Source organism: Nocardioides sp. LHG3406-4, assembly GCF_049897745.1.
Taxonomy (GTDB): Bacteria; Actinomycetota; Actinomycetes; order Propionibacteriales; family Nocardioidaceae; genus Nocardioides.
Window position 1 is genome coordinate 153,078 of the sequence record NZ_JAFCWV010000004.1, and the last position, 25,640, is coordinate 178,717.

The 25,640-nt window shown below is 72.5% G+C and carries 24 protein-coding genes; 16 read left to right on the forward strand and 8 right to left on the reverse strand.

The window, feature by feature from the left end:
- The 3 genes from ACP7BP_RS14970 to ACP7BP_RS14980 are packed head-to-tail and all read right to left on the reverse strand — an operon-like array spanning position 1 to position 3,430.
- Positions 1 to 1,458, reverse strand: coding sequence for an MFS transporter (locus tag ACP7BP_RS14970; RefSeq protein ID WP_426245670.1), 1,458 nt, complete (start codon positions 1,456 to 1,458; stop codon positions 1 to 3).
- Entirely contained in the window at positions 1,458 to 2,807 is a 1,350-nt protein-coding gene (locus ACP7BP_RS14975) for a M20/M25/M40 family metallo-hydrolase (protein ID WP_426245672.1), read from the reverse strand. Before ACP7BP_RS14975 ends, ACP7BP_RS14970 begins: the two co-directional genes overlap by 1 nt.
- On the reverse strand, positions 2,804 to 3,430 hold the full coding sequence (locus ACP7BP_RS14980) for a nitroreductase family protein (protein WP_426245674.1): 627 nt from the start codon (positions 3,428 to 3,430) through the stop codon (positions 2,804 to 2,806). The genes ACP7BP_RS14975 and ACP7BP_RS14980 overlap by 4 nt, the downstream gene beginning before the upstream one ends.
- 97 nt (positions 3,431 to 3,527) lie before the next feature.
- On the opposite strand from ACP7BP_RS14980, the gene ACP7BP_RS14985 reads away from it, so the two are divergent.
- The 9 genes from ACP7BP_RS14985 to ACP7BP_RS15025 all read left to right on the forward strand — a co-directional run bounded on the left by ACP7BP_RS14985 (position 3,528) and on the right by ACP7BP_RS15025 (position 14,796).
- Entirely contained in the window at positions 3,528 to 4,733 is a 1,206-nt protein-coding gene (locus ACP7BP_RS14985; protein ID WP_426245675.1) for an allantoate amidohydrolase, read from the forward strand.
- A complete protein-coding gene (locus ACP7BP_RS14990) occupies positions 4,730 to 6,088 on the forward strand; it encodes a formimidoylglutamate deiminase (protein WP_426245677.1) in 1,359 nt (452 codons plus the stop codon). Before ACP7BP_RS14985 ends, ACP7BP_RS14990 begins: the two co-directional genes overlap by 4 nt.
- Positions 6,085 to 7,242: an imidazolonepropionase gene (gene hutI / locus ACP7BP_RS14995; RefSeq protein WP_426245679.1), complete on the forward strand. Its 1,158-nt coding sequence runs from the start codon at positions 6,085 to 6,087 to the stop codon at positions 7,240 to 7,242. The genes ACP7BP_RS14990 and hutI overlap by 4 nt, the downstream gene beginning before the upstream one ends.
- Before the next feature lie 149 nt (positions 7,243 to 7,391).
- On the forward strand, positions 7,392 to 7,544 hold the full coding sequence (locus ACP7BP_RS15000; RefSeq protein WP_426245681.1) for a hypothetical protein: 153 nt from the start codon (positions 7,392 to 7,394) through the stop codon (positions 7,542 to 7,544).
- Between the two features lie 62 nt (positions 7,545 to 7,606).
- Positions 7,607 to 10,540, forward strand: coding sequence for a helix-turn-helix transcriptional regulator (locus ACP7BP_RS15005; protein ID WP_426245682.1), 2,934 nt, complete (start codon positions 7,607 to 7,609; stop codon positions 10,538 to 10,540).
- A 625-nt stretch (positions 10,541 to 11,165) separates the two neighbouring features.
- A complete protein-coding gene (locus ACP7BP_RS15010) occupies positions 11,166 to 11,390 on the forward strand; it encodes a hypothetical protein (protein ID WP_426245684.1) in 225 nt (74 codons plus the stop codon).
- A 114-nt stretch (positions 11,391 to 11,504) separates the two neighbouring features.
- Positions 11,505 to 12,527: a cupin domain-containing protein gene (locus ACP7BP_RS15015; RefSeq protein ID WP_426245685.1), complete on the forward strand. Its 1,023-nt coding sequence runs from the start codon at positions 11,505 to 11,507 to the stop codon at positions 12,525 to 12,527.
- On the forward strand, positions 12,524 to 13,402 hold the full coding sequence (locus ACP7BP_RS15020; RefSeq protein WP_426245687.1) for a sucrase ferredoxin: 879 nt from the start codon (positions 12,524 to 12,526) through the stop codon (positions 13,400 to 13,402). The genes ACP7BP_RS15015 and ACP7BP_RS15020 overlap by 4 nt, the downstream gene beginning before the upstream one ends.
- A gap of 5 nt (positions 13,403 to 13,407) precedes the next feature.
- Positions 13,408 to 14,796, forward strand: coding sequence for a cytochrome P450 (locus ACP7BP_RS15025; RefSeq protein ID WP_426245689.1), 1,389 nt, complete (start codon positions 13,408 to 13,410; stop codon positions 14,794 to 14,796).
- Between the two features lie 106 nt (positions 14,797 to 14,902).
- On the opposite strand, the gene ACP7BP_RS15030 is transcribed toward ACP7BP_RS15025, so the two are convergent.
- On the reverse strand, positions 14,903 to 15,739 hold the full coding sequence (locus ACP7BP_RS15030) for a hypothetical protein (RefSeq protein WP_426245691.1): 837 nt from the start codon (positions 15,737 to 15,739) through the stop codon (positions 14,903 to 14,905).
- Complete coding sequence (locus ACP7BP_RS15035) at positions 15,736 to 16,020, reverse strand: hypothetical protein (protein WP_426245692.1); 285 nt, start codon at positions 16,018 to 16,020, stop codon at positions 15,736 to 15,738. Before ACP7BP_RS15035 ends, ACP7BP_RS15030 begins: the two co-directional genes overlap by 4 nt.
- A 142-nt stretch (positions 16,021 to 16,162) precedes the next feature.
- Between ACP7BP_RS15035 and ACP7BP_RS15040 the strand changes: the two genes are divergently transcribed.
- A complete protein-coding gene (locus tag ACP7BP_RS15040; RefSeq protein ID WP_426245694.1) occupies positions 16,163 to 16,720 on the forward strand; it encodes a hypothetical protein in 558 nt (185 codons plus the stop codon).
- Here ACP7BP_RS15040 and ACP7BP_RS15045 read toward each other — a convergent pair.
- Positions 16,707 to 17,648, reverse strand: a complete 942-nt coding sequence (locus ACP7BP_RS15045; protein ID WP_426245696.1) for an EamA family transporter — start codon at positions 17,646 to 17,648, stop codon at positions 16,707 to 16,709. The genes ACP7BP_RS15040 and ACP7BP_RS15045 overlap by 14 nt on opposite strands.
- 40 nt (positions 17,649 to 17,688) lie before the next feature.
- Here ACP7BP_RS15045 and ACP7BP_RS15050 point away from each other — a divergent pair, with 40 nt between their 5' ends.
- From ACP7BP_RS15050 to ACP7BP_RS15075, 6 genes are all read left to right on the forward strand, one after another.
- A complete protein-coding gene (locus ACP7BP_RS15050; protein WP_426245698.1) occupies positions 17,689 to 18,186 on the forward strand; it encodes a MarR family winged helix-turn-helix transcriptional regulator in 498 nt (165 codons plus the stop codon).
- Positions 18,187 to 18,245: 59 nt separating this feature from the next.
- A complete protein-coding gene (locus ACP7BP_RS15055) occupies positions 18,246 to 19,955 on the forward strand; it encodes an ABC1 kinase family protein (protein ID WP_426245699.1) in 1,710 nt (569 codons plus the stop codon).
- 157 nt (positions 19,956 to 20,112) lie between these two features.
- Entirely contained in the window at positions 20,113 to 22,002 is a 1,890-nt protein-coding gene (dnaK, locus tag ACP7BP_RS15060; protein WP_426245701.1) for a molecular chaperone DnaK, read from the forward strand.
- Positions 21,999 to 22,637, forward strand: a complete 639-nt coding sequence (grpE, locus tag ACP7BP_RS15065) for a nucleotide exchange factor GrpE (RefSeq protein ID WP_426245703.1) — start codon at positions 21,999 to 22,001, stop codon at positions 22,635 to 22,637. Before dnaK ends, grpE begins: the two co-directional genes overlap by 4 nt.
- Before the next feature lie 40 nt (positions 22,638 to 22,677).
- The gene (locus tag ACP7BP_RS15070; RefSeq protein WP_426245705.1) at positions 22,678 to 23,862 is read left to right on the forward strand and encodes a DnaJ C-terminal domain-containing protein; all 1,185 of its coding nucleotides are present in this window, start codon (positions 22,678 to 22,680) and stop codon (positions 23,860 to 23,862) included.
- Positions 23,859 to 24,278 (forward strand): heat shock protein transcriptional repressor HspR, encoded by a 420-nt coding sequence (locus tag ACP7BP_RS15075; RefSeq protein ID WP_426245707.1) that lies wholly within the window; start codon positions 23,859 to 23,861, stop codon positions 24,276 to 24,278. The genes ACP7BP_RS15070 and ACP7BP_RS15075 overlap by 4 nt, the downstream gene beginning before the upstream one ends.
- Here the strand turns inward: ACP7BP_RS15075 and ACP7BP_RS15080 are convergent.
- Together ACP7BP_RS15080 and ACP7BP_RS15085 are read right to left on the reverse strand one after the other, a co-directional pair.
- Positions 24,275 to 25,060: a pentapeptide repeat-containing protein gene (locus ACP7BP_RS15080; protein WP_426245709.1), complete on the reverse strand. Its 786-nt coding sequence runs from the start codon at positions 25,058 to 25,060 to the stop codon at positions 24,275 to 24,277. The two genes, ACP7BP_RS15075 and ACP7BP_RS15080, sit on opposite strands and share 4 nt — an antisense overlap.
- Positions 25,057 to 25,599: a response regulator gene (locus tag ACP7BP_RS15085; protein WP_426245710.1), complete on the reverse strand. Its 543-nt coding sequence runs from the start codon at positions 25,597 to 25,599 to the stop codon at positions 25,057 to 25,059. The genes ACP7BP_RS15080 and ACP7BP_RS15085 overlap by 4 nt, the downstream gene beginning before the upstream one ends.
- Positions 25,600 to 25,640: the final 41 nt, after the last annotated feature.

Consider the following 25,640-nt stretch of genomic DNA (forward strand, 5'->3'; position numbering starts at 1 on the left):
TCACGAGGGTACGTCGGCCGCTTCGCCGTGCGCATCGGAGAAGGCGTGCCGGGGAGCCGCCAGCAGGGCCAGCGCCGCGAGCAGCGCGGCACCGGAGCAGACCGCCCAGACCGTGAGGTAGCCCGACAGCGGAGCCTCGGCCTCGGTCGCCCCCTCGATGGAGCCCGTGGACGCCAGGGCGATCGCGAAGACCGCCGACGCGATAGCAGCCCCGAGGGTCTTGGTGCCGTTGGTGAGCCCGGTGGCGATGCCGGTGCGGTCCGGAGGCGCTGTCGCCGCGGCCGCGGCCGGCAGCGACGCCACCAGCGCACCCGAGCCCACGCCGGCGACCGCCATGTTGGTCAGCGCCTGCCACGTCTCGTCGTGGAAGGGGATCCACAGCGCGTAGCCCAGCGCCACGAGCAGGCAGGCGAGCACCAGCGTGCGGCGTACGCCGAACCAGCGGGTGGTCAGCGGCAGCGTGAACGCCCCGATGGCCAGGGTGATGACGTAGACGCCGATCAGCGTCGACACGAAGGCCGAGTCGGCGCCCAGCCCGTAGCCGCGGACGGCCGGGTCGGCCTGCGCGAACGTGGACAGCGGGATCTGGCCGCCGAGCACCGGGATCCCGAAGAGGAAGGCGGTCAGCTGCACCGGCCACTGGCCCGCGCTGGCGAGGAGGCGGACGTCGATGATCGGCTCCGGATGGCGCAGCTCGTAGCGGACGAACGGCACGAACGCGAGCACGCCGAGCAGCACCAGGCCCCAGCCCGGCAGGGAGCCCGCGCCGTCGAGCCGGATCACCATCAGGCCGGCCATCACGATGCCGATCGCCCCGGTGACCAGCGCAAGGCCGCCCCAGTCGATGCCGCCACCGGCCTCGCCGGGGGTGTCCTCGATGCCGACCCAGATCAGCAGCAGGACGACCGTCACGACGACGGCCGGGATGGCCAGCACCACCCGCATGTCGAGAGTCTCGACCAGAGCCCCGCTGGTGAGAGCTCCGACGATGACGGCGAGCTCGAGCGCGCCCACGAGCACCGCCGCACCGCGACGGGTGAGGAGCTGCTGACGACCGGAGTCGCGCGTGCGGCGATGGATGATCGCCACCTCGAGAGGCAGCCAGATCACCGCCGCGCCCTGCAGCGCCCAGCCGATGAGGAACGTCGTGAACGACGGCGCCACCACGGTGATCCACGAGCCGATCGCGGTGACCGCGGTGGCCAGCACCAGCACCCGCTTGTGCCCGATCAGGTCGCCCAGCCGCGCGAGCAGCGGGATGCACAGCGCGGAGAGGATCAGCTGCGCGGCCTCGAACCAGTTGACGTCGCCCTCGGAGATCGAGAGGTGGTCGGCGAGCTGCGGGAAGATCGGCGTGTAGTAGCCCTGCAGCACACCCGACGCGACCTCGACCGCGACGAGGAACCCGACGATGGCGACGAGTCCGGGGACCTTCCTGGGCACGGCGGTGGTGGCCATCAGCCGATGCTCTCGATCAGGTGCTGGTACCAGAGCACCCCGTCGGCGAAGTCGTCGATCCCGATCCGCTCGTCGTAGGAGTGGATCGACTCGCGCTGCTCCTTGGTCATCCGGAACGGCGCGAAACGGTAGACCCGGTCGCAGATCTCGGTGAAGCTGCGGCTGTCGGTCGCGGCCATCATGACGTACGGCGCGGGCACGGCATCGTCGAACGCCGCCCGGATCGTGCGCTCCAGCAGGGCGAACGCCTCGTCGTCGAGGTACGGCGACACGGGGGAGGGCTCGTTGGCGTCCACCACGTCGATGCGCACCCGGTCGTCGCGGATCGCCGTGCGGACGTGCTCGAGCACGCCCGCGACTGTGTCACCCACCATGATCCGGATGTTGACGCCGGCGGTCGCGGTCGCCGCGATGACGTTGAGGGCGGGCGAGCCGGAGAGCGTGGTGACGGCGACCGTGGTGCGGGTCATCGCCGCCGTCTCCGGGCCCGCGGCGAGCAGGGCGCGGGTGAGCACCGGCCGGATGCGTTCGGCGTGGGCCATCAGCGGCCGCAGCGCCCGGGGTGCGTGCGGGGCGATGCGGCGCATCAGCTCGAGCGTGGGCGCCGGCGTCGAGGCCGGGAAGGGCGACTTCTCCAGCCGCATGATCGCTCGGGCGAGCCGAGCCGTGGGGCCGAGCTTCGCCGGTGTGGACGCGTGTCCGCCGCGGCCCTCGACGGTGAGCTCGAGCGACGTGACGCCCTTCTCGGTCACGCCGATCACGCCGACCGGCGGAGCCACGCCCGGGAAGGCCTGGTGCGCGATCGCGCCGCCCTCGTCGAGCACGAACCACGGCCGGACGCCGCGGCGTACGAGCTCGGCGACGGCCTCGGGCGCTGCCTGCCCGAACACCTCCTCGTCACAGCCGAACGACAGCCAGACGTCCTGCGCGGGCGTGAAGTCCCGCTCCAGCAGTCGCTCGACCGCCTCGCAGATGCCGGCCAGGCAGCCCTTGTCGTCCAGGGTGCCGCGGCCCCAGAGCACACCGGCCTCGACGACCCCGGCGAACGGCGGGTGCGTCCACTCGCCCTCGACGGGTACGACGTCGAGGTGGGCCATCAGCACGACCGGCCGCTCGTCGCTGCGGCCGCGCCAGTGGAGGAGGAGGCCGTGGGTGTGGATGCGGATGACGTCGAGACGCTCGTGCACGAGAGGGAACTGGTCGGCCAGCTCGACGAGGAACGCGTCGAAGGCGTCGACATCGACGAGGGCAGGGTCCCGGTGGGAGACCGTGGGGATGCGGACGAGCGCCCGGAGCTTGGCGACCGCGCGGTCCCGCACCGCCTCGAAGTCGGCCTCACGGAGGGTCACGGGCGCAACCTACTGGACCAGCGGCCGCGGTGGACGACATCGGCGAGCGGCATGCGGCTCCTCCGCTTCGGCGAGCCGAGCGCGCCGCCGGGTGCGGGGTGGCCGATGGTGATCGCGCCGATGGGGTCGTAGGCGTCGGGGATCCCGAACTCCCGGCGTACGGCGTCGAGGCGCTCCGGCGGGATGCCGAAGAAGCACGCGCCGAGCCCGGCGTCGGTCACCGTCTGCAGGATCAGCAGCGAGGCCATCGCCGCGTCCATGTGCCAGAAGGGCATCGGCCAGCGGGCCGCCACGCTCTCGGGGTCCTGGTCGGTCCAGCCCTTGTCCGGCGCGGCGTACCGGTCGAGGTAGGCCGCCTTGCTCGAGCACGGCAGCACGACGACCGGCGCGCGCATCATGCCGGTCAGCCAGGCGTCGGGCGAGGTGGTGTCGGCCGTGGACTCCCAGTATCGAGTCACGTCGGCAGGGGTGTCGAGCACCACGAACGCCCAGCCCTGGCTGAAGCCGGCGCTCGGCGCGCGAGTGGCGTTGGCGAGGCAGCGGTCGACGACGGTCCGGTCGACCGGACGGTCGGCGTAGCTGCGGACCATGTGGCGGCGTCGTACGACGTCCTGGAACTCCATGCCCAGAGCATGCCCTGCTGGCCACCTGTCTCGGATCCGAGAGCGCAGCAGCGGGCGCGCGGTTGCTCGGGCGGCGCCGTGGCGGTGGACTGAGGCGGTGAGCTTCGAACGCATGTGGCGCGACCTGACCCCGGTGGGCCGTGACCAGCACTCTGGCGGCTACTTCCGGCAGCCGTGGACCAGCGCAGAGACCGAGCTGCGGGTCTGGTTCGCCGAGGAGGCGTCGGCGCGCGGTCTCGACCTGGAGACCGACGGCATCGGCAACCTGGTCGCGTGGTGGGACCCCGCCGGCAGTGGGCGGCGAAGCGGACTGCTGACCGGCTCGCATCTCGACTCCGTGCTCGACGGGGGGGCGTACGACGGCCCGCTGGGCGTCGTGTCCGCCTTCGCGGCGCTCGACCTGATGCGCTCGCGGGGCGACGCCGTGTCGACGCCGATCGGGATCGGCGTGTTCGTGGAGGAGGAGGGCTCGCGGTTCGGCATCGCCTGCCTCGGCTCGCGGCTGGCCACCGGCACCATGACCTGGTCGAGCGCGCAGGAGCTGCGCGACCGGGACGGCGTCTGGCTGCCCGACGCGCTGGCCGACGCCGGGCTGGACCCGTCCCGTGGCTTCGTGGACCTCTCGGGCGTGACCGCCTTCGTGGAGCTGCACGTCGAGCAGGGCCGCGACCTCGTCGACCGAGGAGCGGCGGTCGGGGTGGCGAGTGAGATCTGGCCGCACGGGCGCTACCGCTTCGACTTCCACGGGGAGGCGAACCACGCGGGCACCACGCGGATGGAGGATCGCCGCGACCCGATGCTGACCTACGCGATGACCGCGCTGGCCGCCAACAAGCAGGCCCGGGTGGCCGGGCAGCGGGCGACGTTCGGGCGCGTCGAGGTCACGCCCAACGGCACCAACGCCGTGCCGTCGCACCTCGTCGCCTGGTTGGACGCGCGCGGCGACAGCGAGGCGTCCTTGGCGGCCCTCGTCGGGGAGATCGAGCGGCAGGGCGTCGACCGGGCCGGCCGCGACGGAACGCACCTGACCGTCACGCCGGAGTCGGTGTCGGGGGCGGTGCACTTCGACAGCGACCTCGCCGCCAGGATCGCCGCCGACCACGAGGGCGGCGCCTGGCCGGTCATCCCCACCCAGGCCGGGCACGACGCCGGCGTGCTGTCGGCGGTCGGCGTACCGACCGCGATGCTCTTCGTGCGCAACCCGACCGGCGTCTCGCACTCGCCCGACGAGTCCGCCGACACCGCCGACTGCCTGGCCGGCGTCGATGCCCTGGCCGACACGCTCGCCCGGCTGGCGCGATGACGTCGTACCTGCTCGAGAAGGCCTGGGTGGGCGGCGCCGTCCGCGACGGCGTGCTCGTCGAGATCGAGGGCGGGCGGTTCACATCGGTCGAGGTTCGTGGGCGAGTCGTGGGGTTCGAGGGGAATGCAGAGGGCACGAACCCCGGGAGTCACCGGATATCCGGTGACCCCGAGCGGCTCCCCGGCCTCACCCTCCCCGGCCTCGCGAACTGCCACAGCCACGCGTTCCACCGGGCGCTGCGCGGGCGCACCCAGCGCGAGCGGGGCACGTTCTGGACCTGGCGCGACCAGATGTACGCCGTCGCCGGCCGCCTGGACCCCCACTCCTACTACGCGCTGGCACGCGCGACCTACCGCGAGATGCTCGCCGCCGGCATCACGGCGGTGGGCGAGTTCCACTACCTGCACCACCAGCCCGACGGCACGCCGTACGCCGATCCCAACGCCATGGGGCACGCCCTGATCTCGGCCGCCCGTGACGCGGGCATCCGGATCGCGCTGCTCGACACGTGCTACCTCAGCAGCGGGTTCGGCCAGCCGCCGGAGGGGGTGCAGGTCAGGTACGACGACGGCTCGGCCGCGGCTTGGGCCGGGCGGGTCGCTGACCTGGAGGCGGCCGACGGCGTGGTGATCGGCGCGGCGATCCACTCCGTGCGCGCCGTCCCGAAGGATCAGCTCGCAGAGGTCGCCAAGGCCTCGGGGGACGGGCCGCTGCACGTCCACCTCAGCGAGCAGGTCGCCGAGAACGACGCCTGCCTCGCGGCCCACGGGGTCACCCCCACCCGCCTCCTCCACGACGCCGGCGCCCTCGGCCCGATGACCAGCGCCGTGCACGCCACCCACCTCACCGACGACGACATCGCGCTACTCGGGACGTCCGGCACACGCAGCTGCCTGTGCCCCACCACCGAGCGCGACCTCGGCGACGGGATCGGCCCGAGCCGCCAGCTGCACGACGCCGGCAGCCCGCTCACCCTCGGCAGCGACAGCCACGCGGTCGTCGACCTCTTCGAGGAGATGCGCGCCGTCGAGCTCGACGAGCGGCTGGCCACCCGGCAGCGCGGTCACTGGGCCGCCGCCGAGCTGCTCGCCGCCGCGACGTACGACGGCCACGCCAGTCTCGGCTTCGACGACGCCGGCGCCATCGCGGTCGGGCAGCGCGCCGACCTCGTCACCGTCGACCTGACCAGCCCGCGGACCGCCGGCACCGGCGCCGGACCCGAGACCGCCGTGTTCGCCGCCGTCGCCGAGGACGTCACCCAGGTGGTCGTCGACGGTCGCGTCGTGATGCGACAAGGTGACCGGGTGGACATCGGCCGAGAGCTCGACGAGGCGATCGGCAGGATGTGGGCATGAGCACCGTGCTGACTCACATCGGCGAGCTCGTCACCAACGACCCTGCCCGGGACGGCCTCCTGGGCCTGGTGGCCGACGCGGCTGTCGTGGTCGAGGGCGGCCGCGTCGCCTGGGTCGGCCCCTCCGACGACGCTCCGGCCGCCGACCAGCAGTACGACGTGGGCGGGCGCGCCGTGCTGCCCGGCTTCGTGGACTCCCACTCCCACCTCGTCTTCGCCGGCGACCGGGCCCAGGAGTTCGCCGCCAGGATGACCGGCGAGCCCTACGCCGCGGGCGGCATCCGGACGACCGTCGCGGCCACCCGCGCGGCCACCGACGAGCAGCTCACCTCCCACGTCGCGCACCTCGTGCAGGAGATGGCCCGGCAGGGCACGACCACCTTGGAGATCAAGAGCGGCTACGGCCTCACGGTCCACGACGAGGCGCGCAGCCTCGCGGTGGCGCGCCAGTTCACCGACGAGACGACCTTCCTCGGTGCCCACGTCGTGCCCGCCGACACCGATCCCGCGGCGTACGTCGATCTCGTCACCGGTCCGATGCTCGCCGCGGCGGCCCCGCACGCTCGTTGGATCGACGTGTTCTGCGAGGAAGGCGCCTTCGACGCCGACCAGGCCCGCGCGATCCTGACCGCCGGCGCGGTCGCCGGGCTGCGCGGCCGGCTCCACGCCAACCAGCTGACGTACGGCGCCGGGGTGCGGGTCGCCGCGGAGCTCGGCCTGGTCGCGGTCGACCACTGCACCTACCTGGCCGACGCCGACGTCGACGCCCTGCGCGAGTCCGGAACCATCGCCACGCTGCTGCCCGGTGTGGAGTTCTCGACCCGGCACCCCTACCCCGATGCGCGCCGGCTGCTCGACGCCGGCGTGCGCGTGGCGATCGCCTCCGACTGCAACCCCGGCTCGTGCTTCACGAGCTCGATGTCCTTCTGTGTGGCGCTGGCCGTGCGGGAGATGGGGATGAGCCCCGCCGAAGCGGTGCACGCCGCCACGGCCGGTGGTGCCGCGGCGCTCGACCGCGACGACGTGGGCGTGCTCGCCCCCGGTCGCCGTGCCGACCTGACCGTGCTGGACGCGCCCAGCCACGTCCACCTGGCCTACCGCCCCGGCGTACCCCTCGTCCGCGGCGTCTGGCAGGGCGGCCGGCCCCTCGCCTGAACCTACGGCGCCCTCTGAGGTAGCCACCGCCCGCATCTGAGGTAGCGCGGCCGGCGTAGATAGGGCACGACTCCGATGTGCGGGGCTACCTCAGCGACGGAATCTCTTCTCACGAGGCACCACAGGCAGCACCGAGAAGGGAAACCGAGATGTACACCACCGATAACTACCTCAACGCCGAGATCGAGTACCGCGCCAACCGGGTCCGGGATTCGTGGGGAGGCCGCAGGCGCCGGAAGGACAGCAGGGACGTCCCCGCGACCCGTCCGGTACCGGGTGAGACCACCCGCACCGTCCGCTGAACCGGGCAGCACTCGTGGCAAACACCGCGACGCTGTCGGGGACTCAGGACATGATGGACACCGTGCCCACCCGCAGCGCCGATCTCGTCGGACGCGATGCCGAGCTGAAGGAGCTGAGCTCCCGGCTCGGCATCGTCGCGTCCGTGCGCGACCAGCCCGGCCCGCAGCAGATCGTGCTGCTCGCCGGCGACGCCGGGGTGGGCAAGACCCGGTTGCTGAGGGAGCTGCGCGACCGCGCGCACGCCGCCGGCTGGCACGTGGTGGCCGGGCACAGCCTCGACCTGGGTGACAGCGCGCTGCCCTACCTCGCCTTCTCGGAGATCCTCGGCCGCCTCGTCGCCGACCAGCCGGCCGTCACCGCTGCCACCATCGAGGACCACCCCGCCCTGGCCCGGCTGCAGCCCGGCCGCCGCATCCGCTCGCTCGACGACGGCCGCGAGGACGGCGGCCTCCAGCGCGCCGACCTCTTCGAGGCGGTGCACGCGCTGTTGACCCGCGCCGCCGCCGACGCGCCGCTGCTCGTCGTGGTGGAGGACACCCACTGGGCCGACCAGTCGACCCGCGACCTCCTCAGCTTCCTCTTCACTCGGCCCTTCGACGCTCCCGTCCACCTCGTCGTGTCCTACCGCTCCGACGACCTCCACCGCCGCCACCCGCTCCGCCGCCAGGTCGCGGAGTGGTCCCGCCTGCGCGGTGTCGAGCGCGTCCAGCTGGAGCCCCTCGCCGCCGTCGACGTACGCCGCCTGGTGCGGCTGCTCCACCCCGACCCGATCGCTGAGTCCGACGTCGTCGACATCGTGTCGAGGGCCGAGGGCAACGCCTTCTTCGTGGAGGAGCTGGTCGGCGCTACCTGGGCGACCGGCGGGGTCCCGGCCGACCTGGCCGACGTGCTCCTGGTGCGGCTCGACCGGCTCGACGACGCTGCGCGCCAGGTGGTGCGCACCGCCGCGGCCGCCGGTCGGCAGGTCTCCCACCACCTGCTCGCCGCGGCCTCGGGCGTGGACCCGCGGGCCCTCGACGGGGCGCTGCGCGACGCCGTCGAGATGAACGTGCTCGTCCCGGCGCGCGAGGCCTACGCCTTCCGGCACGCGCTGCTCGGCGAGGCCATCTACGACGACCTGCTGCCCGGGGAGCGGGTGCGGCTGCACGCGTCGTACGCCGCGGTGCTCCGCACGGGCGAGGCCGTCGGCACCTCCGCGGAGCTGGCCCGGCACGCCCGGCTCGGCCAGGACCCGCGGACAGCCCTCTTCGCCTGCATCGAGGCCGGCAACGACGCGATGCGGGTGGGTGGACCCGAGGAGGCGGCGCAGCACTACGAGCAGGCACTGTCGCTCCTGAGCGACCCGGCCGTCGGCGACCTGGCCGACATCGACGTGCCCGACCTCGTGGTCCGCACCGCCGACGCGCTCACTGCGGCCGGCCACGTGCCGCGCTCCATCGCCGTGCTGCGCGAGCAGCTCGAGCAGCTGCCTGCCGACGCACCTGCCGCAGCCCGCGGCCAGCTCATGACCAGTCTCGCGCTGGGTCTGGCGATCACCGACCATCCCCTCGACGAGCTCGAGATGGCTCGCCAGGCGGTCGAGCTGGTCGCCGACGCGAGCCCGCAGCAGCGGGCCCGCTCGCTGGCCGGCTACGCGCGCATCCTCAGCGGCCACCTGCGCCACGACGAGGCCCGTGACGCCGCCACGGAGGCGCTCGCGCTGACCCGTCAGCTCGACATGCCGCGGCTCAGCGCCGACATCCACACCACCCTGGCCGGGCTCGACCGCCGGGCCCTCGTCGACGAGATCGGCGTCTCGCTGCGTGAGGTGATCGAGCAGGCGCGGGCGGCGGGAGCCGTCAACGCCGAGCTCCGGGCGCGCTACCTGCTCGGCCGCTTCCACCAGGACCGCGCCGAGTTCGACGAGGCGGTCGCCGCCTACGCCGCCGCCCGCGGCCGCGGCGTCGAGGTCGGCACACCGTGGTCGCCGTTCGCGTTCGAGAGCCGGTTCATGGAGGCGATGGTGCTGTTCGCGTCCGGTCACTGGGACGCCGCCGCCGCGCTCGCGGACATCTCCGGCGAGTCGCCGCCTCCTGTCTACGAGGCGATGCTCACCGCGGTCACGGCCCAGCTGATGGCGGGCCGCGGCGAGAGCGGGGCGAGCGAGCGCGCGCGGTCGGTGCGCGGGTTCTGGCCCAAGGAGGGCATCGTCGCGATCACCACGGCGACGGCTCTCCTCGAGCTGGCCGAGCACGCTGCCGACGTCGACCTCGCCATGACGACGTACGACGACATCGTCGGGGTGCTGTCGAAGACCTGGCACGACCGCTTCCAGGCGCGGCTCCGGCTGGCGACCCAGGCGCTCGGCGTGCTCGGCACGGCTGCGGCCGGCCTGAGCGGCACCGAGCGCGACGACCTCGCGCAGGTGGCCGGCGACCTGCTGGCCGACGGGCACCTCGTCTACGACTACCACCGCGAGCTGGGAGTGGAATTCGGTCCCGAGGCGCAGGCCTGGATCGTCCGCCTCGACGCCGAGCACCTGCGCTGGCGGTGGGCCGCCCAGATCGACCCGCCCGACGAGGACGAGCTGGTCGGAGCGTGGCGCGAGACGGAGGCGAGGTTCGCCCACTACGCCCACGCCCACGAGCTGGCCCGGGTGCGCGCCCGGCTGGCGGCCATCCTCCGCGGCACCGACCCGGCCGCATCCCGTGAGCTGGCCGACGCGGCCAGGGCGACCGCCCACGAGCTGGGTGCGGAGCCGCTCGTGGCCGAGCTCGTGGCTCTCGGCTCCCAGGCGGTACGCCGCGAGCCCGCCGCCGTGGACGCCCTGACCCCCCGCGAGCGGGAGATCCTCGAGCTGGTCGCCCAGGGCCGCAGCAACGGCGAGATCGGCAAGCAGCTGTTCATCAGCGCCAAGACCGTCTCGGTGCACGTGTCCAACATCCTCGGCAAGTTCGACGCCTCCTCTCGCACTGAGGCGGCCGCGATCGCGCGGCGCCGGGGCCTGCTCGGTTAGGGCGTCTCGTCTCGTCTCGGAGAGGCTCCTCGCCGTTGTTGGAACGTTCGCGCAACGCGCTTTGCTGGAACGTTCGTGCCAGTGATCGGGCCGTTGTTGGAACGTTCGCGCAACGCGCTTTGCTGGAACGTTCGTGCCAGTGATCGGGCCGTTGTTGGAACGGTCGCGCGACGCGCTTTGCTGGAACGTTCGTGCCAGTGATCGGGCCGTTGTTGGAACGGTCGCGCGACGCGCGTTGCTGGAACGTTCGTGCCAGTGATCGGGCCGTTGTTGGAACGGTCGCGCGACGCGCGTTGCTGGAACGTTCGTGCCAGTGATCGGGCCGTTGTTGGAACGGTCGCGCGACGCGCGTTGCTGGAACGTTCGTGCCAGTGATCGGGCCGTTGCTGGAACGGTCGCGCGACGCGCGTTGCTGGAACGTTCGTGCCAGAGATCGGGTCGTTGTTGGAACGTTCGCGCAACGCCGGTTGTGCGAACGTTCCAACAACCAGGCGGCCTCCTCCGCAGCCGGCCCCCACGCCACCCAAGCCCTCTTCACCGACACCGGTGTGGCGGGCACTTGACGGGCGGAGTAGGACTAGGGGGGCGCGGTGGATCGCCCGCCGTCGAATACCAGGAGGCAGCGATGACGACGACTCCCCAGAACCCCACCGGTGGCCTGAGCGACGATGAGATGGCCACCTCCGCGACGCCCGAGGCAGGCTCGGTGCCCGGACCGGCCGACGCCGACGGCACCGACGGTGGGGACGCGGACGGCACCGACGGTGGCGACGCGGACGGCACCGATGGCGGCGACGCCGACGGCACCGACGGCACCGACGCCGACGGCACCGACGGCACGGACACCTGAGGCCGCGTCCTGAGTGCTCTCGACCTGCTCAGCGGTGATGCCCAGGCCTTCGCACAGAAGGTCTGGGCATCCCGCGTCCACCTGCACCAGACCGATCCCGCACGTCTGGTCGGCATGCTGTCGCTCGACGACGTCGACGCGCTGCTGACCACGACCGCGATCCGCACCCCCGCCGTCCGGCTGGCCCGTGACGGCATGGTGCTCCCGGAGGCGTCGTACACGCGCGGGGGCTCGCTGGCCGGCAAGCCGCTCACCGGGCTCGTCGACGCCCGCAAGCTGCTCGACCTCGTCGACGGCGGCGCCAGCGTGGTGCTGCAGGGGCTCCAGCGCTACTGGCCGCCGCTCACCCGCCTCGTCAGCGAGCTCGAGGCCGAGCTCGGCCACCCCTGCCAGGCCAACGCCTACCTCACCCCGCCGGGCTCGCAGGGCTTCGCGGTGCACTCCGACTCCCACGACGTCTTCGTCTTTCAGACCCACGGCACCAAGCGGTGGGAGGTGCACACCGACGACGGCGTCCAGGACGTCCTGCTCGAGCCGGGCCTCGTCATGTACCTCCCGACCGGCACCCCGCACGCCGCCCGCGCCCAGGACACCGCGTCCCTCCACGTCACCCTCGGCATCAACCAGCTCACCTGGCGCGATCTCGTGCGCCGTGCCGTCACGCCCCTGCTCGACGCAGTCGACCCCACGCACCTGCCTGCGGCGTACGCCGGCGATCAGGCCGCGCTGGGCGCCGGTCTCGCCGACCGGCTGACCGCGCTCGCCGACGCCGTCCGCGGGCTCGACACCGACGCGCTGGCGCGCGAGCAGGCCGAGGGCTTCCTGGCCTCCCGGCCGATGTCCCTGGCAGGCGGGCTGCGCGACCGGTTCGCGCTGCCGGCCGTCACCGGCGAGACCGTGCTGCACCGCCGGGCCGGCCGGCCCTTCCGGCTCGTCGACGCGGGGCAGAGCACCGTGCGCGTGCTGCTGGGTGACCGGCACCTGGACGTGCCCGCCCGGATCCGCCCTGCCCTCGAGCGGGTGGCCGACCGGTCCGAGCTCCGTCCCGCCGACCTCCACGACCTTCTCGATCCCGACAGCGCACTCGTGCTCTGCCGGCGGCTCGTGCGCGAGGGCGCGCTCACGGTGCAGGGGTGACCCGCTGCGCGGCCGCGAGCCTCGCGCGCGGCGACCAGCTCGCGGGCACGGCCTCGACCGTGCGGTCCTTCTTCCTCGTCGAGGACCCCGGCCCGTGGGGCACCGCGATCCTGCGGGACAGCAGGCTGCCCCCCGAGGTGCGTACGGCGCTCGGCGCAGCCCCAGGGGTGCGGCCGCTGCTCATCCGGCGCACCGGCCGGAAGCAGCCCGACGGGGTCCGGGTCTTCGCCGTCCAGGTCGACGCCGCGGGCGGCTGGGTCGAGTCGGCCCGGCTCGACTCGGTGCACGACGTGACCTCCCTCGGCCTCGCGTCGCTCGCCGCCGGGGAGTCGATGGGGCTCGACCCCCACACCGACCCGCTCGTCCTGGTCTGCACCCACGGCCGGCACGACGCGTGCTGTGCCGAGCTCGGTCGGCCGGTGGCGCTGGCCCTCGCCGAGGCGGGCGTCGACGCCTGGGAGTGCTCGCACATCGGCGGCGACCGCTTCGCCGGCAACCTGCTCATGCTGCCCGACGGCGTCTACTACGGCCGGGTCGACCCCGACTCCGTCGCCGGGGTCGTGCGAGGGCACCTCGCCGGTCGCCTGGACCTCGACCTGATGCGGGGACTCAGCCACCTGCCGATGCCCGTGCAGGCCGCCGAGATCGCCGTACGCCGCCAGCTCGGCGTCGCCGACCTGCGCGCCGTCGTGCCACTCGGCCACCGCACCGCGGACGGCATCGTCGAAGCCCGCTTCGCGGTGCCCGGCGGAGAGGCCAGGGTGCGCGTCCGCACCACGCTGGGGCCCGACTCCGCCCTGCTCACCTGCCAGGCGCGCGGTTCCTCGGAGCTGCCCCATCATGAGATCGTCGAGGTCCGGCTCACCGGAGGCTGATAGGGATGGGCAGCACAGCAGGCAGCTTCGACACCGACGAGATCGCTGACCTCGCGGCGCAGCGCCATCGGTCGATGAGCCCGTCGCGCGGCTCGGCGCTCCGGCCCGTCGACCGCTCCGCGCTGCCGCCCGGGCCGCGCTGGCCGGTGTTCGCCCAGAGCGTGGGACTGCTGCGCTTCCGGCACCGCTTCGTGCCGTGGCTGCACCGCCGGTACGGCGACGTCTTCACCGTCCGGCTGATCCCGCAGGGCCGGCCGCTGGTGCTGTTCACCCGTCCCGAGCACGCGAAGGAGATCTTCGCCGGCGACCCCGAGGTCTTCCACGCCGGGAAGGGCAACGCGATCCTCGGCCCGATGATGGGCGAGCACTCCCTCCTGCTGCAGGACTCAGGGCAGCACCGGCGGGCTCGCAAGCTGTTGATGCCGGCCTTCAACGGGCATGCCCTGCACGGCTACGCCGCTCTCGTCACCGAGGTGGCGCGCGCGGAGGTCGCGTCGTGGCAGCGCGGCCAGGAGCTGCGTGCCCTCGACCGGATGAACGCGCTCACGCTCGAGGTCATCCTGCGCGTGGTCTTCGGCGTCACCGACGACGCGCGCCTCGCACAGCTGCGCCCACGCGTCAACCGCACCGTCGACATCTCGCCGGTCGTGCTGCTCGGCTGGGGCTGGCCGAGGCTGCAGCGATACGGACCCTGGAAGCGCACGGTCGAGAACGCCCTCGAGCTCGACCGGTTGATCTACGCCGAGATCCGCGAGCGTCGGCGGGCACCCGACCTCACCGAGCGCACCGACGTGCTCTCCCGGCTGATCCGCATCGAGGACGGTGGCGACGCGCTCACCGACACGGAGCTGCGCGACCAGCTCGTGACGCTGCTGCTGGCGGGTCACGAGACCACCGCGACCGCTCTGGCCTGGGCGCTCTACGAGGTCGGCCGCGACCCGGCGCTGCTGGCCCGGTCGCGCGAGGCAGCCCGCACCGGCGACGACGCCTGGCTGGACGCCGTGCTCAAGGAGTCCATGCGGCTCCACCCGGTGATCGCGATGGTCGTGCGCACCCTGACGAAGCCGGCGACCATCGGCGGCTGGGACCTCCCGGCTGGCGTGACCATCGGCCCGTCGATCCTCGTCGCGCACGCCCGCGCCGACAACCACCCGGAGCCCGAGGCGTTCCGCCCGGAGCGCTTCTTGGGGCAGAGCCCGCCCGTCAACACCTGGATCCCGTTCGGCGGCGGGGTACGCCGCTGCATCGGCGCCGGCTTCTCCCTGATGGAGGGCGTGACCGTGCTCCGCGAGGTGCTGGCGGCGTACGACGTCACGGCCGTCGGCGACGACGAGCCGAAGGTCCGCAACATCACGAGCGTGCCCCGCCGCGGCGCACGGATCCGCGTGCACTAGTCCCCGCCGCCGGTTGAGGCGCCGCTGGTTGAGGTGCGAAGGCGCCCTGGCGCCTGAGCCTCGAAACCAAGGCAACCCAAGGACAAGCACCCACCCCAGCCACCCGTCACGCAATCGACGGAGGCAGCCTCTCCGGCACGACCGGCTGCCACCGACCGCCGACCCAGCGAGCCGTGGTGGCGCCCGACGGGTGCTCCCCGACGTGCGGCCCCCTGTCGGCGAGCACGACGGGGAGGTGGCCCTCCGGGCCGAGGGGCCTCCAGTGCGCGTGCACCCACTCGCCGTCCCAGCCGCGATGCCCTTCGACCCACCACGCACGGGACTCCTCGTCGAGTCGCGGGGCGTCACCCGGGGGACGCGGACCGATGACCGGCGGAGCCGCCGGGGGAGGCAGCACGTCGTCCGGCCCCTGCAGGACGCGATCCCTCGCCCAGGCGCTGTAGCCGAACCGTCCGAGCGCCCGGATCCAGTCGTCGAGGATGCGGCCGTACGTCGTCTCGACCTCGATGTGCCGCTGGGTGACCGCGTCCCAGGCCCGCCAGCCCTGCACCAGAGCGGGGGTGTCCTCGAAGCGGCTCTCGGCGTCCGGCGGGTGGATCGTGTCGGCGGCGACGACCAGGCCGCCCGTGCGCGCGAGGCGCATCGTCTCGTCCACCAGGCCGTCCAGCCTCTGGGCATCGAGCGACAGCTCCTCGGCCGCCTCGCTGAGCGACGCCAGGTTGCCGGACACCTCGGTGGCCGCATCCAGGAGCGACCGGCACCGGGCGCGGAAGCTGTCGCCGGCCGCTCCGTCGAACCGGCGGCGGTCGAGGCCGAACCCGGTCGCGTAGGCAACCTCGGCCCGGCGGACCGCCCTGCCCAGCGCCCGCAGCTCCGCGGCGTAGGCCGGGGCCGGGGCCGGGTCGCAGCGGAACCGGCCCAGGTCGATCGGCGCGAACGTCACCGCTCCCACCCCTTCTCGAGGAATCGGTCGGCGACGAGCGCGTCGAGGGCATCGGCCTCCAGCACGAGCCTGTCGAGGTCGGTGGACATCTCCGTCGCGGCCCTGCCGATCGCACGGGCGACCCTCCTGGTGTTGGCCATCGAGTCGGCGACGTAGGGCCGGGCGAGGATCTCTCGAGGTACGTCGATCTCGGCGGCCCGGGTCACCGATGCGCCGGCCACGTCGAGCTGCTCGGCCACGGCTCTCACGGCCCTGGGGCTGATGCGCACGGTGTCTGTCATGGTCGTGAGATGCCCGACACGAGGAGGCGGAAAACGCGCCCGATCGGAGCTGTGGAGAACGGGCGTACCCACTCGCCATGGTCATCGGGGATGATGGCGGCCAACACCATGTCGAGCCTGGAGGTGCACTGTGGCGGATCGGATGTCCGAGCCCACCGAGCGTCCTGTGCTGAGCGGCCTCGTCGCCCTGGTCGGGGTGGGTCTCGTGGTGGGGCTGCTCGCCGGGATCACGGCGTTGATGGGCACCAAGGTGCTCGGCGTCGGCGGTGGCGGCGCCGACTCCACGCAGAACGCGTCCTCCGGCCAGTCCCTCTTCCTGCCCGACCCGGTGCAGACCGACACCCCGAGCGGGCCGTTGATGACGCTCGATCCCAACAGCCCGACCCCGTCGGTCACGCCCTCCGACGGTGGCTCCTCGGCGCCCTCCGCGACCGGGATCACCCTGTTAGCGGGGCAGACCCAGGTGGCGGCCATGGGGCAGATCGACCTGACGGGGGTCTACCCCGACGGCGAGGGTGCCATCCTCCAGGTGCAGCGGTTCGAGGACGGCTCCTGGGTCGACTTCCCGGTGACGGTCTCGGTCGGCAACCAGACGTTCGCGACGTACGTCATGACCAGCCGGCCGGGGGAGAACAAGTTCCGGGTCGTCGACACCGACACGGCGGCGGAGTCCAACGAGGTCGTCGTCACGGTCGGGTGACGAGGGCGGCCACGGCGGCCTCCCGAGGCTCCTCCTCTGGATCCGGCAGCCGCACCCGGCGGCGCAGCAGTGCCGCGACGGCCGGCTGTCCGGCCAGCACGCCGCCCAGCACCAGGAGCATGCCGAACACCTGGGTCAGGCCGAAGGCCTCGGCGGCGAACGCCACGCCGAGCACGGTGCCGACCAGGGGGTTGATCAGCCCGATGAGAGCGGTCCCGCCCGCGGGCATCAGCGTGAGACCGCGGAACCAGCAGTAGTAGGCGAGTCCGGTGCTGATGATCCCGAGCCAGGCGTAGCCGGCCGCGGCCGACAGGTCGATGGCCGGCGGTGCGCCCTCGACCAGGAACGCGAGGGGCAGGAGGAGCACCCCGCCGGCCACGAGCTGCCACGACATCAGCGTGAGCAGGTCGACCGGCGCCGGCCATCGCTTGATCAGCACGTTGCCGAGCGCGGACACGAGGACCGATCCGATGGCGCCGGCCAGCCCGAGCGCGGTGACGCCGTCGGGACTGCGCATCACCAGGAGGCCCACGCCGGCGAGCCCGACCACGGCCGCGAGCACTCGCAGCACGCCCGGCCGCTCCCTGATCAGGGGCCACGCGATGGCCATCACGGCGAGCGGCAGCAGGGCCTGGACCGTGGCGGCGAGGCCGCCGGGCAGGTAGTAGGCGGAGAGGAAGACCAGGGGGAAGAACGCGCCGATGTTGCAGATGCCCAGCAGCACCGACTTCCACCACCACTCGCCGTGCGGCAGCTGGCGGCGCCAGGCGAGCAGCGCGAGGCCGATCGGCAGCGCGCGCACCAACGCGGCGAACAGCGGGCGGTCCGGCGGCAGGAACTTCTCGGTGACGATGTAGGTCGATCCCCACGCCATCGGCGCGACCGCGGTCAGCAGGATCGTCGAGAGCCCGGGCCGATTCGTTTCCATGGAAGACATATTACTTTCCTGGGCAGATATATTCCCGACCATGGAACCCGACCACGTCGGCAGGCTCATGCAGCAGTGGAACGCGGAGCGCCCCGACCTCGACGTCTCCCCGATGGGCGTCATCGGCCGCCTCCATCGACTGGCCGACGCGCTGAACGAGCAGCTCCGGCCGGTGTTCGCCGCGGCCGGCCTGACCGACGGCGAGTACGACGTCCTGGCGGCGCTGCGGCGCTCAGGGACGCCGTACGAGCTGACGCCCGGCGAGCTGAGCGCGTCGACCCTGGTGACGTCCGGAGCGGTCACCAAGCGGCTCGACCGCCTCGAGCAGGCGGGTCTGGTCACCCGCGAGGTGTCGGCCGAGGACGGCCGGTCGCGGCGGATCCGCCTCACCCCGAGTGGGCTGGAGCTCATCGACCGCGTGGTCGAGCAGCACATCGCCAACGAGCACCGGCTGCTGTCGGACCTCAGCGACCTGGAGCGCAGCCGGCTGGCCCACCTGCTGGAGCACTGGGGTCGCAGCGCTGAGCTGGGGAGATAGGCGGCGCTCCCTGGATGCCGGGGTGTTCGCCGCGCCGCGGAGACGTCATTCTTGCCTCCGTGACCACCGAGACCCCGCAGACCACCACCGAACCGGCTTCGACCCCCGCGCGCTACACCGCCCTCGCACGGCTTGCGTGGCGCTACGGACGGTCGGACCTCCTGTCGGGTGCAGGCTTCGACGAGTTCACCTTCGACGACGACGAGACGCCGCTGGGCGACGAGGAGAAGGCCGCGCAGTTCGCCCGCGACCTCGAGGCGATGGGACCGACCTACATCAAGCTCGGCCAGCTCCTCTCCACGCGCTTCGACCTGCTGCCCGCGGCGTACACCTCCGCCCTGGCGCGTCTCCAGGACGACGTCGACCCGTTCCCCTTCGAGGTGGTCGAGGAGATCGTGGAGAGGGAGCTGGGCGCCGAGCTGCGCCACCTCTACGCCGACTTCGACCGCGAGCCGATGGCCGCGGCCTCGCTCGGGCAGGTGCACCGCGCGACGCTCCGCGACGGGCGTCAGGTCGTGGTCAAGGTGCAGCGCCCGGAGGCCCGCGACGTCGTGCGCGGCGACATGGACCTCCTCGCGCGGCTCGCCGCGATGGCGGACAAGCGGACCGAGACCGGTCGGCGCTACGGCTTCGAGAAGCTCGTCGCCCAGTTCCGGCGCTCGATCGCAGGCGAGCTCGACTACCGGCGCGAGGCGCGCAACCTGGAGAGGTTCGTCCGCCTCACCAGCGACTACGACCTGCTCGTCGTGCCGGCCCCGGTGCTGACGCACACGACGGGCCGGGTGCTGACGATGGACCGCGTCGAGGGGCGGAAGGTGACCGACGTCGGCCGCCTCGGGCTCACCGACGTCGATGCGCGGCCGATCGTCGAGCAGCTCTTCTCCTGCTACCTGAAGATGATGCTCCACGACGGCGTGATCCATGCCGACCCGCACCCGGGCAACCTGATCCTGACCCACGACCACCGCCTCGCGCTCATCGACCTCGGGATGGTCGCCAACGTCCCGGGCAGGTTGCAGGACCAGGTCGTCAAGCTGCTGCTGGCCATCACCGACGGTGACGGGGAGGAGGCCTCCCAGGTGCTCGCCGGCATGGGCCACCCGCTGCCCGACTACGACGCCGCAGCCTTCCGCGAGGACGTCTCGCACGTGGTCTCGGAGGCGGTCAACAGCGGTAGCGACCTCAAGGCCGGGTCCGTGCTCGTGGAGCTGAGCCGGCTGTCCGGTGCCCACGGGCTGATGCCGCCGGCGGAGATGTCGATGATCGGCAAGGCGCTGCTCAACCTCGACCAGGCGACCCTGCACCTCGATCCGGACTTCTCGCCGGCGGAGGCCCTGCGGGACAACGTCGGCGACATGCTCACCCACGGCCTCAGCATGAGCGCCGGCGGGCTGATGGCGGCAGCGATCGAGGCCAAGGAGTTCACCGCCATGCTGCCCAAGCGGGCCAACCGGATTCTCGACACCCTCGCCGAGGGGGAGTTCCACGTGCAGGTGGACGCGATCGACGAGGAGCGGCTGCACACCGTGCTCCAGCGGGTGGCCAACCGGATCACCCTCGGCATCGTGATCGCCGCGACGATCATGGGCGCCGCCTTGATGATGCGCGTCCCGGGTGGCTCGAGGATCCTCGGGATGCCGGCCGTGGCCCTGTTCTTCTTCACCTTCGCCGTGGGCGCCGGCGTGGCGCTGACCGTCTGGATCGTCAGCACCGACGGCAAGGTCGCCCGGACCGGCCACGAGCGGACCCGGCGGGAACCCCGGGGCTGACCCGGGAACAACCCGTGTCCACCCTGCGTTGCGATCACTGAACGAAGTTGAGTTGATTCGACTCAACTAATTTGCCAGACTCGTCGCAGTGGCGCAGGATGGCCGCAACCCCACTACATCAGCAAGACATCTGCAGTACTCACACCGGAGGTAATCCATGGCTCGCGCGGTCGGCATCGATCTCGGTACGACGAACTCCGTCGTCGCCGTCCTTGAGGGTGGCGAACCCACCGTCATCGCCAACGCAGAAGGCGCCCGCACCACCCCGTCGGTGGTCGCGTTCGCGAAGTCCGGCGAGGTTCTCGTCGGCGAAGTGGCCAAGCGCCAGGCCGTCACCAACGTCGATCGCACCATCCGCTCGGTCAAGCGCCACATGGGCACCGACTGGAAGGTCGACATCGACGACAAGTCCTTCACCCCCCAGCAGATCAGCGCGTTCGTGCTGCAGAAGCTGAAGCGGGACGCCGAGGCCTACCTCGGCGAGCCGGTCACCGACGCGGTGATCACCGTCCCGGCGTACTTCTCCGACGCGCAGCGCCAGGCCACCAAGGAGGCGGGCGAGATCGCCGGCCTCAACGTGAGCCGCATCGTCAACGAGCCCACCGCCGCCGCGCTCGCCTACGGCCTCGACAAGGGCGACGACCAGACGATCCTCGTCTTCGACCTCGGTGGCGGCACGTTCGACGTGTCCCTGCTCGAGATCGGCGAGGGCGTCGTCGAGGTCAAGGCCACCTCGGGTGACAACCACCTCGGTGGTGACGACTGGGACAACCGCGTCGTCGAGTGGATGGTCAAGAAGTTCAAGGACAACAACGGCGTCGACCTCGCGGCCGACAAGATCGCCAAGCAGCGCCTCCAGGAGGCCGCGGAGAAGGCGAAGATCGAGCTGTCGTCGTCCGCTGAGACCACCGTCCACCTGCCCTACATCACCCACGGCGAGTCCGGCCCGCTGCACTTCGAGGAGAAGCTGACCCGCTCGGAGTTCCAGAAGATGACCTCCGACCTCCTCGACCGCACCAAGGCGCCCTTCCAGAACGTCCTCAAGGACGGTGGCGTCGCAGTCGACAAGATCGACCACGTCGTCCTTGTCGGTGGCTCCACCCGGATGCCCGCCGTCAGCGACCTGGTCACCGAGCTCCTCGGGGGCAAGCAGCCCAACAAGGGTGTCAACCCCGACGAGGTCGTCGCCGTCGGCGCGGCCCTGCAGGCCGGCGTGCTCAAGGGCGAGGTCAAGGACGTCCTGCTCCTCGACGTCACTCCGCTCTCGCTCGGCATCGAGACCAAGGGCGGCGTGATGACCACCCTGATCGAGCGCAACACGACGATCCCGACCAAGCGCTCGGAGATCTTCACCACCGCCGACGACAACCAGCCGTCCGTCGAGATCAAGGTGGCCCAGGGCGAGCGCCAGATGTGGGCGCAGAACCAGCCGCTCGGCAACTTCGAGCTGACCGGCCTGCCGCCCGCGCCCCGGGGCATCCCCAAGATCGAGGTCACCTTCGACATCGACGCCAACGGCATCGTCCACGTCTCCGCCAAGGACCACGCGTCCGGCCGCGAGCAGTCGATGACGATCTCCGGCGGCTCGGCGCTCGGCAAGGACGAGATCGACCGGATGGTCAAGGAGGCCGAGCAGTACGCCGAGGAGGACGCCCGGCGCCGCCAGACCGTGGAGGCCCGCAACCAGGCCGACGGTCTCGTCTACTCGACCGAGAAGTTCCTGGCCGAGAACTCCGAGAAGGTCCCCGACGACGTCAAGACCGAGGTTCAGGCCGACGTCGACGCGCTGAAGGCGACGCTCGAGAACGCCGAGTCCTCGGCGGACGAGATCACCGCCGGCATCACCAAGCTCGGTGAGTCCAGCCAGAAGATGGGCGCCGCGATGTACGCCGCCGCCGAGGCCGACCAGGCCGCTGCCGGTGGCAACAGCGAGGCCACGGGCGACGCCGACGACGATGTCGTCGACGCCGAGATCGTGGACGAGCCCGCCGACGCGGGCACCGGTGACCAGGCCGCGGGCTCGGACGCCGAGGGTGAGACCAAGTGACCGGTTCCCCCGGTGACCCGGCGGCCCGCACGGCCGACGAGCCCGAGGTCGGGGCGCCCGTGGACGACTCCACGGGCGCCCCGGCGCGGCCGGACGCCGACGCCGCGGCCGGCGATGCCTTCGACGGGGCCCCGACGGAGTCGCCAGGCAGCGACCAGGTCGACGGCGCTGAGTCCGCTGGGTCCACTGGGTCGGCTGAGTCCGCGGCGCTGGCCGAGCGCACCGCCGACCTGCAACGGCTCCAGGCCGAGTTCCTCAACTACAAGCGGCGCGTCGACCGGGACCGCGACCTGATCCGCGAGAACGCGACGTACGCCGTCCTCGCGCCGATCACCGAGGTGCTCGACACGATCGACCGGGCCCGCGAGCACGGGCCCCTCGACGACGGCTTCAAGACCGTCGCCGAGCAGCTCGAGCGGGTCGTGACGGGCCTGGGTCTGACGAAGTTCGGGGCCGTGGGCGACGCGTTCGACCCGACGATCCACGAGGCGCTGAGCCATATCGGGGAGGATCCTGAGGTCGAGGTGACCACCTGCAAGGTGATCGCCAAGGCCGGCTACAAGATCGGCGACCGGGTCGTCCGAGCGGCGCAGGTCCTGGTCGTCGACCCGGTCAGCCCCGCGAGCACGGCCTGAGTGCGAAGAAGAGACGTGACGACACCGAAGGGAGGCGCGCATGAGCGCAACTGACGGCATGCGCGCCGACTGGGCGGGCAAGGACTTCTACGCCGTGCTGGGCGTGAGCAAGGACGCCACGGCCGACGAGATCAAGAAGGCCTACCGCAAGCTGGCGCGTGCCAACCACCCCGACTCCAACCCGGGCGACACCGCCAAGCACGACACCTTCAAGGCGGTGGCCGAGGCGTACGACGTCGTGGGCGACGCCGAGAAGCGGGGCAAGTACGACCAGATGCGCGACCTCTACCGCTCCGGCGGGTTCGGGCAGCGTGGTGGCGGCGGCTATGCCGACGCGGGAGCCACCGGCTTCGACCTCAACGACTTCCTGCGCGACCGGGGCGGCACCGGCGGTGGGGGCGGCGGCTTCGGCGACATGTTCGGCGACCTCTTCGGCAACCGGGGCGGGCGCTCCCGGCCCCAGACGCGCCCGCGCAAGGGGGCCGACGTCGAGACGACGGCCACCATCGGGTTCACCGACGCCATCGAGGGCGTGACCGTGTCGCTGCGGCTCACCTCGGACGCCCCGTGCCCCGACTGCAACGGCACCGGCGGCAAGCCGGGCACCCGGCCGCACGTCTGCCCGGAGTGCGAGGGCGCGGGCTTCGTGGTGTCGTCGGTGGGCGGTGCCTTCTCGATGAACGAGACCTGCCCGGTCTGCGGCGGCCGCCAGCTCGTCTACGACGAGGCGTGCCCGACCTGTCACGGCACCGGCCGCGGCGTCTCGGCCCGGACCATCCAGGCCCGCATCCCGGCCGGCGTGAAGAGCGGCCAGCGGATCCGGGTCAAGGGCAAGGGCGCGGTCGGCGAGCACGGCGGCCCGCCCGGCGACCTGTTCGTGGTCGTCAAGGTGGGTGCGCACCGCATCTTCGGCCGCAAGGACGACAACCTGACCGTCGACGTGCCCGTGTCGTTCGCCGAGGCGGCGCTCGGTGCGGAGATCACCGTGCCGACCCTGAGCGGCTCAGCCGTCACCCTGAAGATCCCCGCCGGCACCCCCAACGGCCGCACCTTCAGAGTCCGCGGCAAGGGCGCACCGCGCAAGGACGGCACGAAGGGCGACCTCCTCGCGACCGTGCAGGTCCAGGTCCCCGCCAAGCTCGACCCGGCCGCCCGGGAGGCGGTGGAGGCCTACCGCGCCGCCACTGCCGGCATCCCGCTGCGGGCCAACCTGTTCGAGTCATGACCGGGTTCGCGACGCCCAACCCCGACGCCGCCGTCTACGTCATCTCGGTGGCCGCCGAGCTGACCGGGCTGCACCCGCAGACGCTGCGGACCTACGAGCGGATGGGCCTGATCACCCCGGGGCGCACCGGCGGCGGCGGCCGGCGCTACTCCCACCGCGACCTCGAGCTGCTCCGGCTCATCGCGGACCTCACGTCGCGGGGCATCGGCATCGAGGGCGTACGCCGGATCCTCGTGCTCGAGGACCAGGTCGCCGCCCTGCGCGCCCGCAACGCCGAGCTGGTCGCCGAGCTCGAGTCCGCTCGCGACGCCGTACGCCGCACCCCGTCGTCAGCGGGCGTGCCCGCGAGCCGGGTGCCGGCGCTGCGCGCCCCGCTGACGGGCAACCAGCTCGTCGTCTGGCGCCGGCAGCGCTAGTCGGCGGGCCAGCGGCCGGGTCGCGACAGCCCGGCCGGCAGGCGGGTCTTCCCGTCGCCGGTGGTGGCGTTGACCTGGGGCTGGGTGAGGAAGACCGCGGCCGACAGGTCGGCACCCCGTACGTCCGCGCCGCGCAGGTCGGCCCCGAGCAGGTCGGTGTCGGACAGGTCGCACTCGCGCAGGTCGGCGCCGAGCAGCAGCGCACCGCGCAGGCAGGCCCCGGCCAGCGGCTCGGCACGCATGTCCCGCCCGGACAGGTCGGCGCCCGCACGGTCGGCGCCCAGGGGGCCACGGATGCGCTCGCTGGCCGACCCGAGCTCGGCCCCGACCTCCGCCCGCACCGCGTCGACGTCGACGCCCAGCACCGACTCTGCGTCGCCCGAGGCCAGGGCGGTGATCCGCTCGAGCAGCTCGCTCGCTGCCGGTGACGGTGAGCGGCGCTCGACCTCGCTCAGGTGGAACAGCATCTCGTGGAGCTGGCGCATCGCGGAGAGCACGGCGGCCATCTCGCCCAGGTTGTCGGCCTCGCGCCACGACGTGCCGCCGTACGTCCCCTGCGAGACGTGCTGGCCGGCGCCGAAGCACTCGAAGACCGTGCATCCGGGCCAGCCGCGATCACGCAGGCCGTCATGGATCCCGCAGCCGTCGTCGGCGCCCAGGTGCCGGCAGGGCGTGCCGCTGTCCTTGTCCTCGCCGAAGCCGGACCGCGCCCGGAACGGCATCAGGACGCAGCAGAGTCCGAAGCAGCTCGAGCAGTCCGAGACGAGCTGGAGCCGGGTCACCCGGCCGTCGGGGTCGGCGGCTCGACGTAGTCGCGGCCGAGCGGATAGGGGCGCACCGGGCGCACCGGCCCGGAGTGGGCCACGCGTCTGAGGTGGCCGATCAAGGTCTTCGCCGAGACTCCCTTGATGATGTAGGCGTCGGCACCCGCGTCGAGCGCCGCCTCGGTCATGTGGGTCGCGCTGATGGCCGAGCAGATGACGATCTTGGAGCGCGGCGACTGCTCGAGCAGCAGCGGCAGCACCTCCAGCCCGGTCACCTCGGGCATGGCGAGGTCGAGCAGGATGATGTCGGGCTGGCCGTCGCGGACCACCTGGAGCGCCGCCATCGCGTCGGAGGTGTCACCGAGGATGTCGAAGCCGCGCGACTCCAGGGCGATCCGCAGGATGCCGCGCAGGTCGTCGTCGTCGTCGACGACGACCACGCTGATCGGCTTCTCCTCCTCGACCGGGGCGGGCGCCTCGATCACGGGCTGGTCGTCCGAGCGCGACTTCTTGCCGAACAGCTTCACATCATCCTCCACAAGGGACAGCGTGGTCATGCTAGTGCGCGATGCTGTCCGGGTGACGCTGCCACGGGTGC

Excerpts from the sequence above, each read along its gene's own strand:
- ACP7BP_RS15050 (WP_426245698.1), top strand. The coding sequence starts at position 17,689 with ATGGAACCCGACCACGTCGGCAGGCTCATGCAGCAGTGGAACGCGGAG.
- ACP7BP_RS15010 (WP_426245684.1), top strand. The coding sequence starts at position 11,166 with ATGACGACGACTCCCCAGAACCCCACCGGTGGCCTGAGCGACGATGAG.
- ACP7BP_RS15075 (WP_426245707.1), top strand. The coding sequence starts at position 23,859 with ATGACCGGGTTCGCGACGCCCAACCCCGACGCCGCCGTCTACGTCATC.
- ACP7BP_RS15040 (WP_426245694.1), top strand. The coding sequence starts at position 16,163 with ATGTCCGAGCCCACCGAGCGTCCTGTGCTGAGCGGCCTCGTCGCCCTG.
- ACP7BP_RS14970 (WP_426245670.1), bottom strand. The coding sequence starts at position 1,458 with ATGGCCACCACCGCCGTGCCCAGGAAGGTCCCCGGACTCGTCGCCATC.
- dnaK (WP_426245701.1), top strand. The coding sequence starts at position 20,113 with ATGGCTCGCGCGGTCGGCATCGATCTCGGTACGACGAACTCCGTCGTC.
- ACP7BP_RS15070 (WP_426245705.1), top strand. The coding sequence starts at position 22,678 with ATGAGCGCAACTGACGGCATGCGCGCCGACTGGGCGGGCAAGGACTTC.
- hutI (WP_426245679.1), top strand. The coding sequence starts at position 6,085 with ATGAGCACCGTGCTGACTCACATCGGCGAGCTCGTCACCAACGACCCT.
- ACP7BP_RS14990 (WP_426245677.1), top strand. The coding sequence starts at position 4,730 with ATGACGTCGTACCTGCTCGAGAAGGCCTGGGTGGGCGGCGCCGTCCGC.
- ACP7BP_RS15035 (WP_426245692.1), bottom strand. The coding sequence starts at position 16,020 with ATGACAGACACCGTGCGCATCAGCCCCAGGGCCGTGAGAGCCGTGGCC.
- ACP7BP_RS15015 (WP_426245685.1), top strand. The coding sequence starts at position 11,505 with ATGCTGTCGCTCGACGACGTCGACGCGCTGCTGACCACGACCGCGATC.
- ACP7BP_RS15045 (WP_426245696.1), bottom strand. The coding sequence starts at position 17,648 with ATGGAAACGAATCGGCCCGGGCTCTCGACGATCCTGCTGACCGCGGTC.
- ACP7BP_RS15025 (WP_426245689.1), top strand. The coding sequence starts at position 13,408 with ATGGGCAGCACAGCAGGCAGCTTCGACACCGACGAGATCGCTGACCTC.
- ACP7BP_RS15085 (WP_426245710.1), bottom strand. The coding sequence starts at position 25,599 with ATGACCACGCTGTCCCTTGTGGAGGATGATGTGAAGCTGTTCGGCAAG.
- ACP7BP_RS14980 (WP_426245674.1), bottom strand. The coding sequence starts at position 3,430 with ATGGAGTTCCAGGACGTCGTACGACGCCGCCACATGGTCCGCAGCTAC.
- ACP7BP_RS15000 (WP_426245681.1), top strand. The coding sequence starts at position 7,392 with ATGTACACCACCGATAACTACCTCAACGCCGAGATCGAGTACCGCGCC.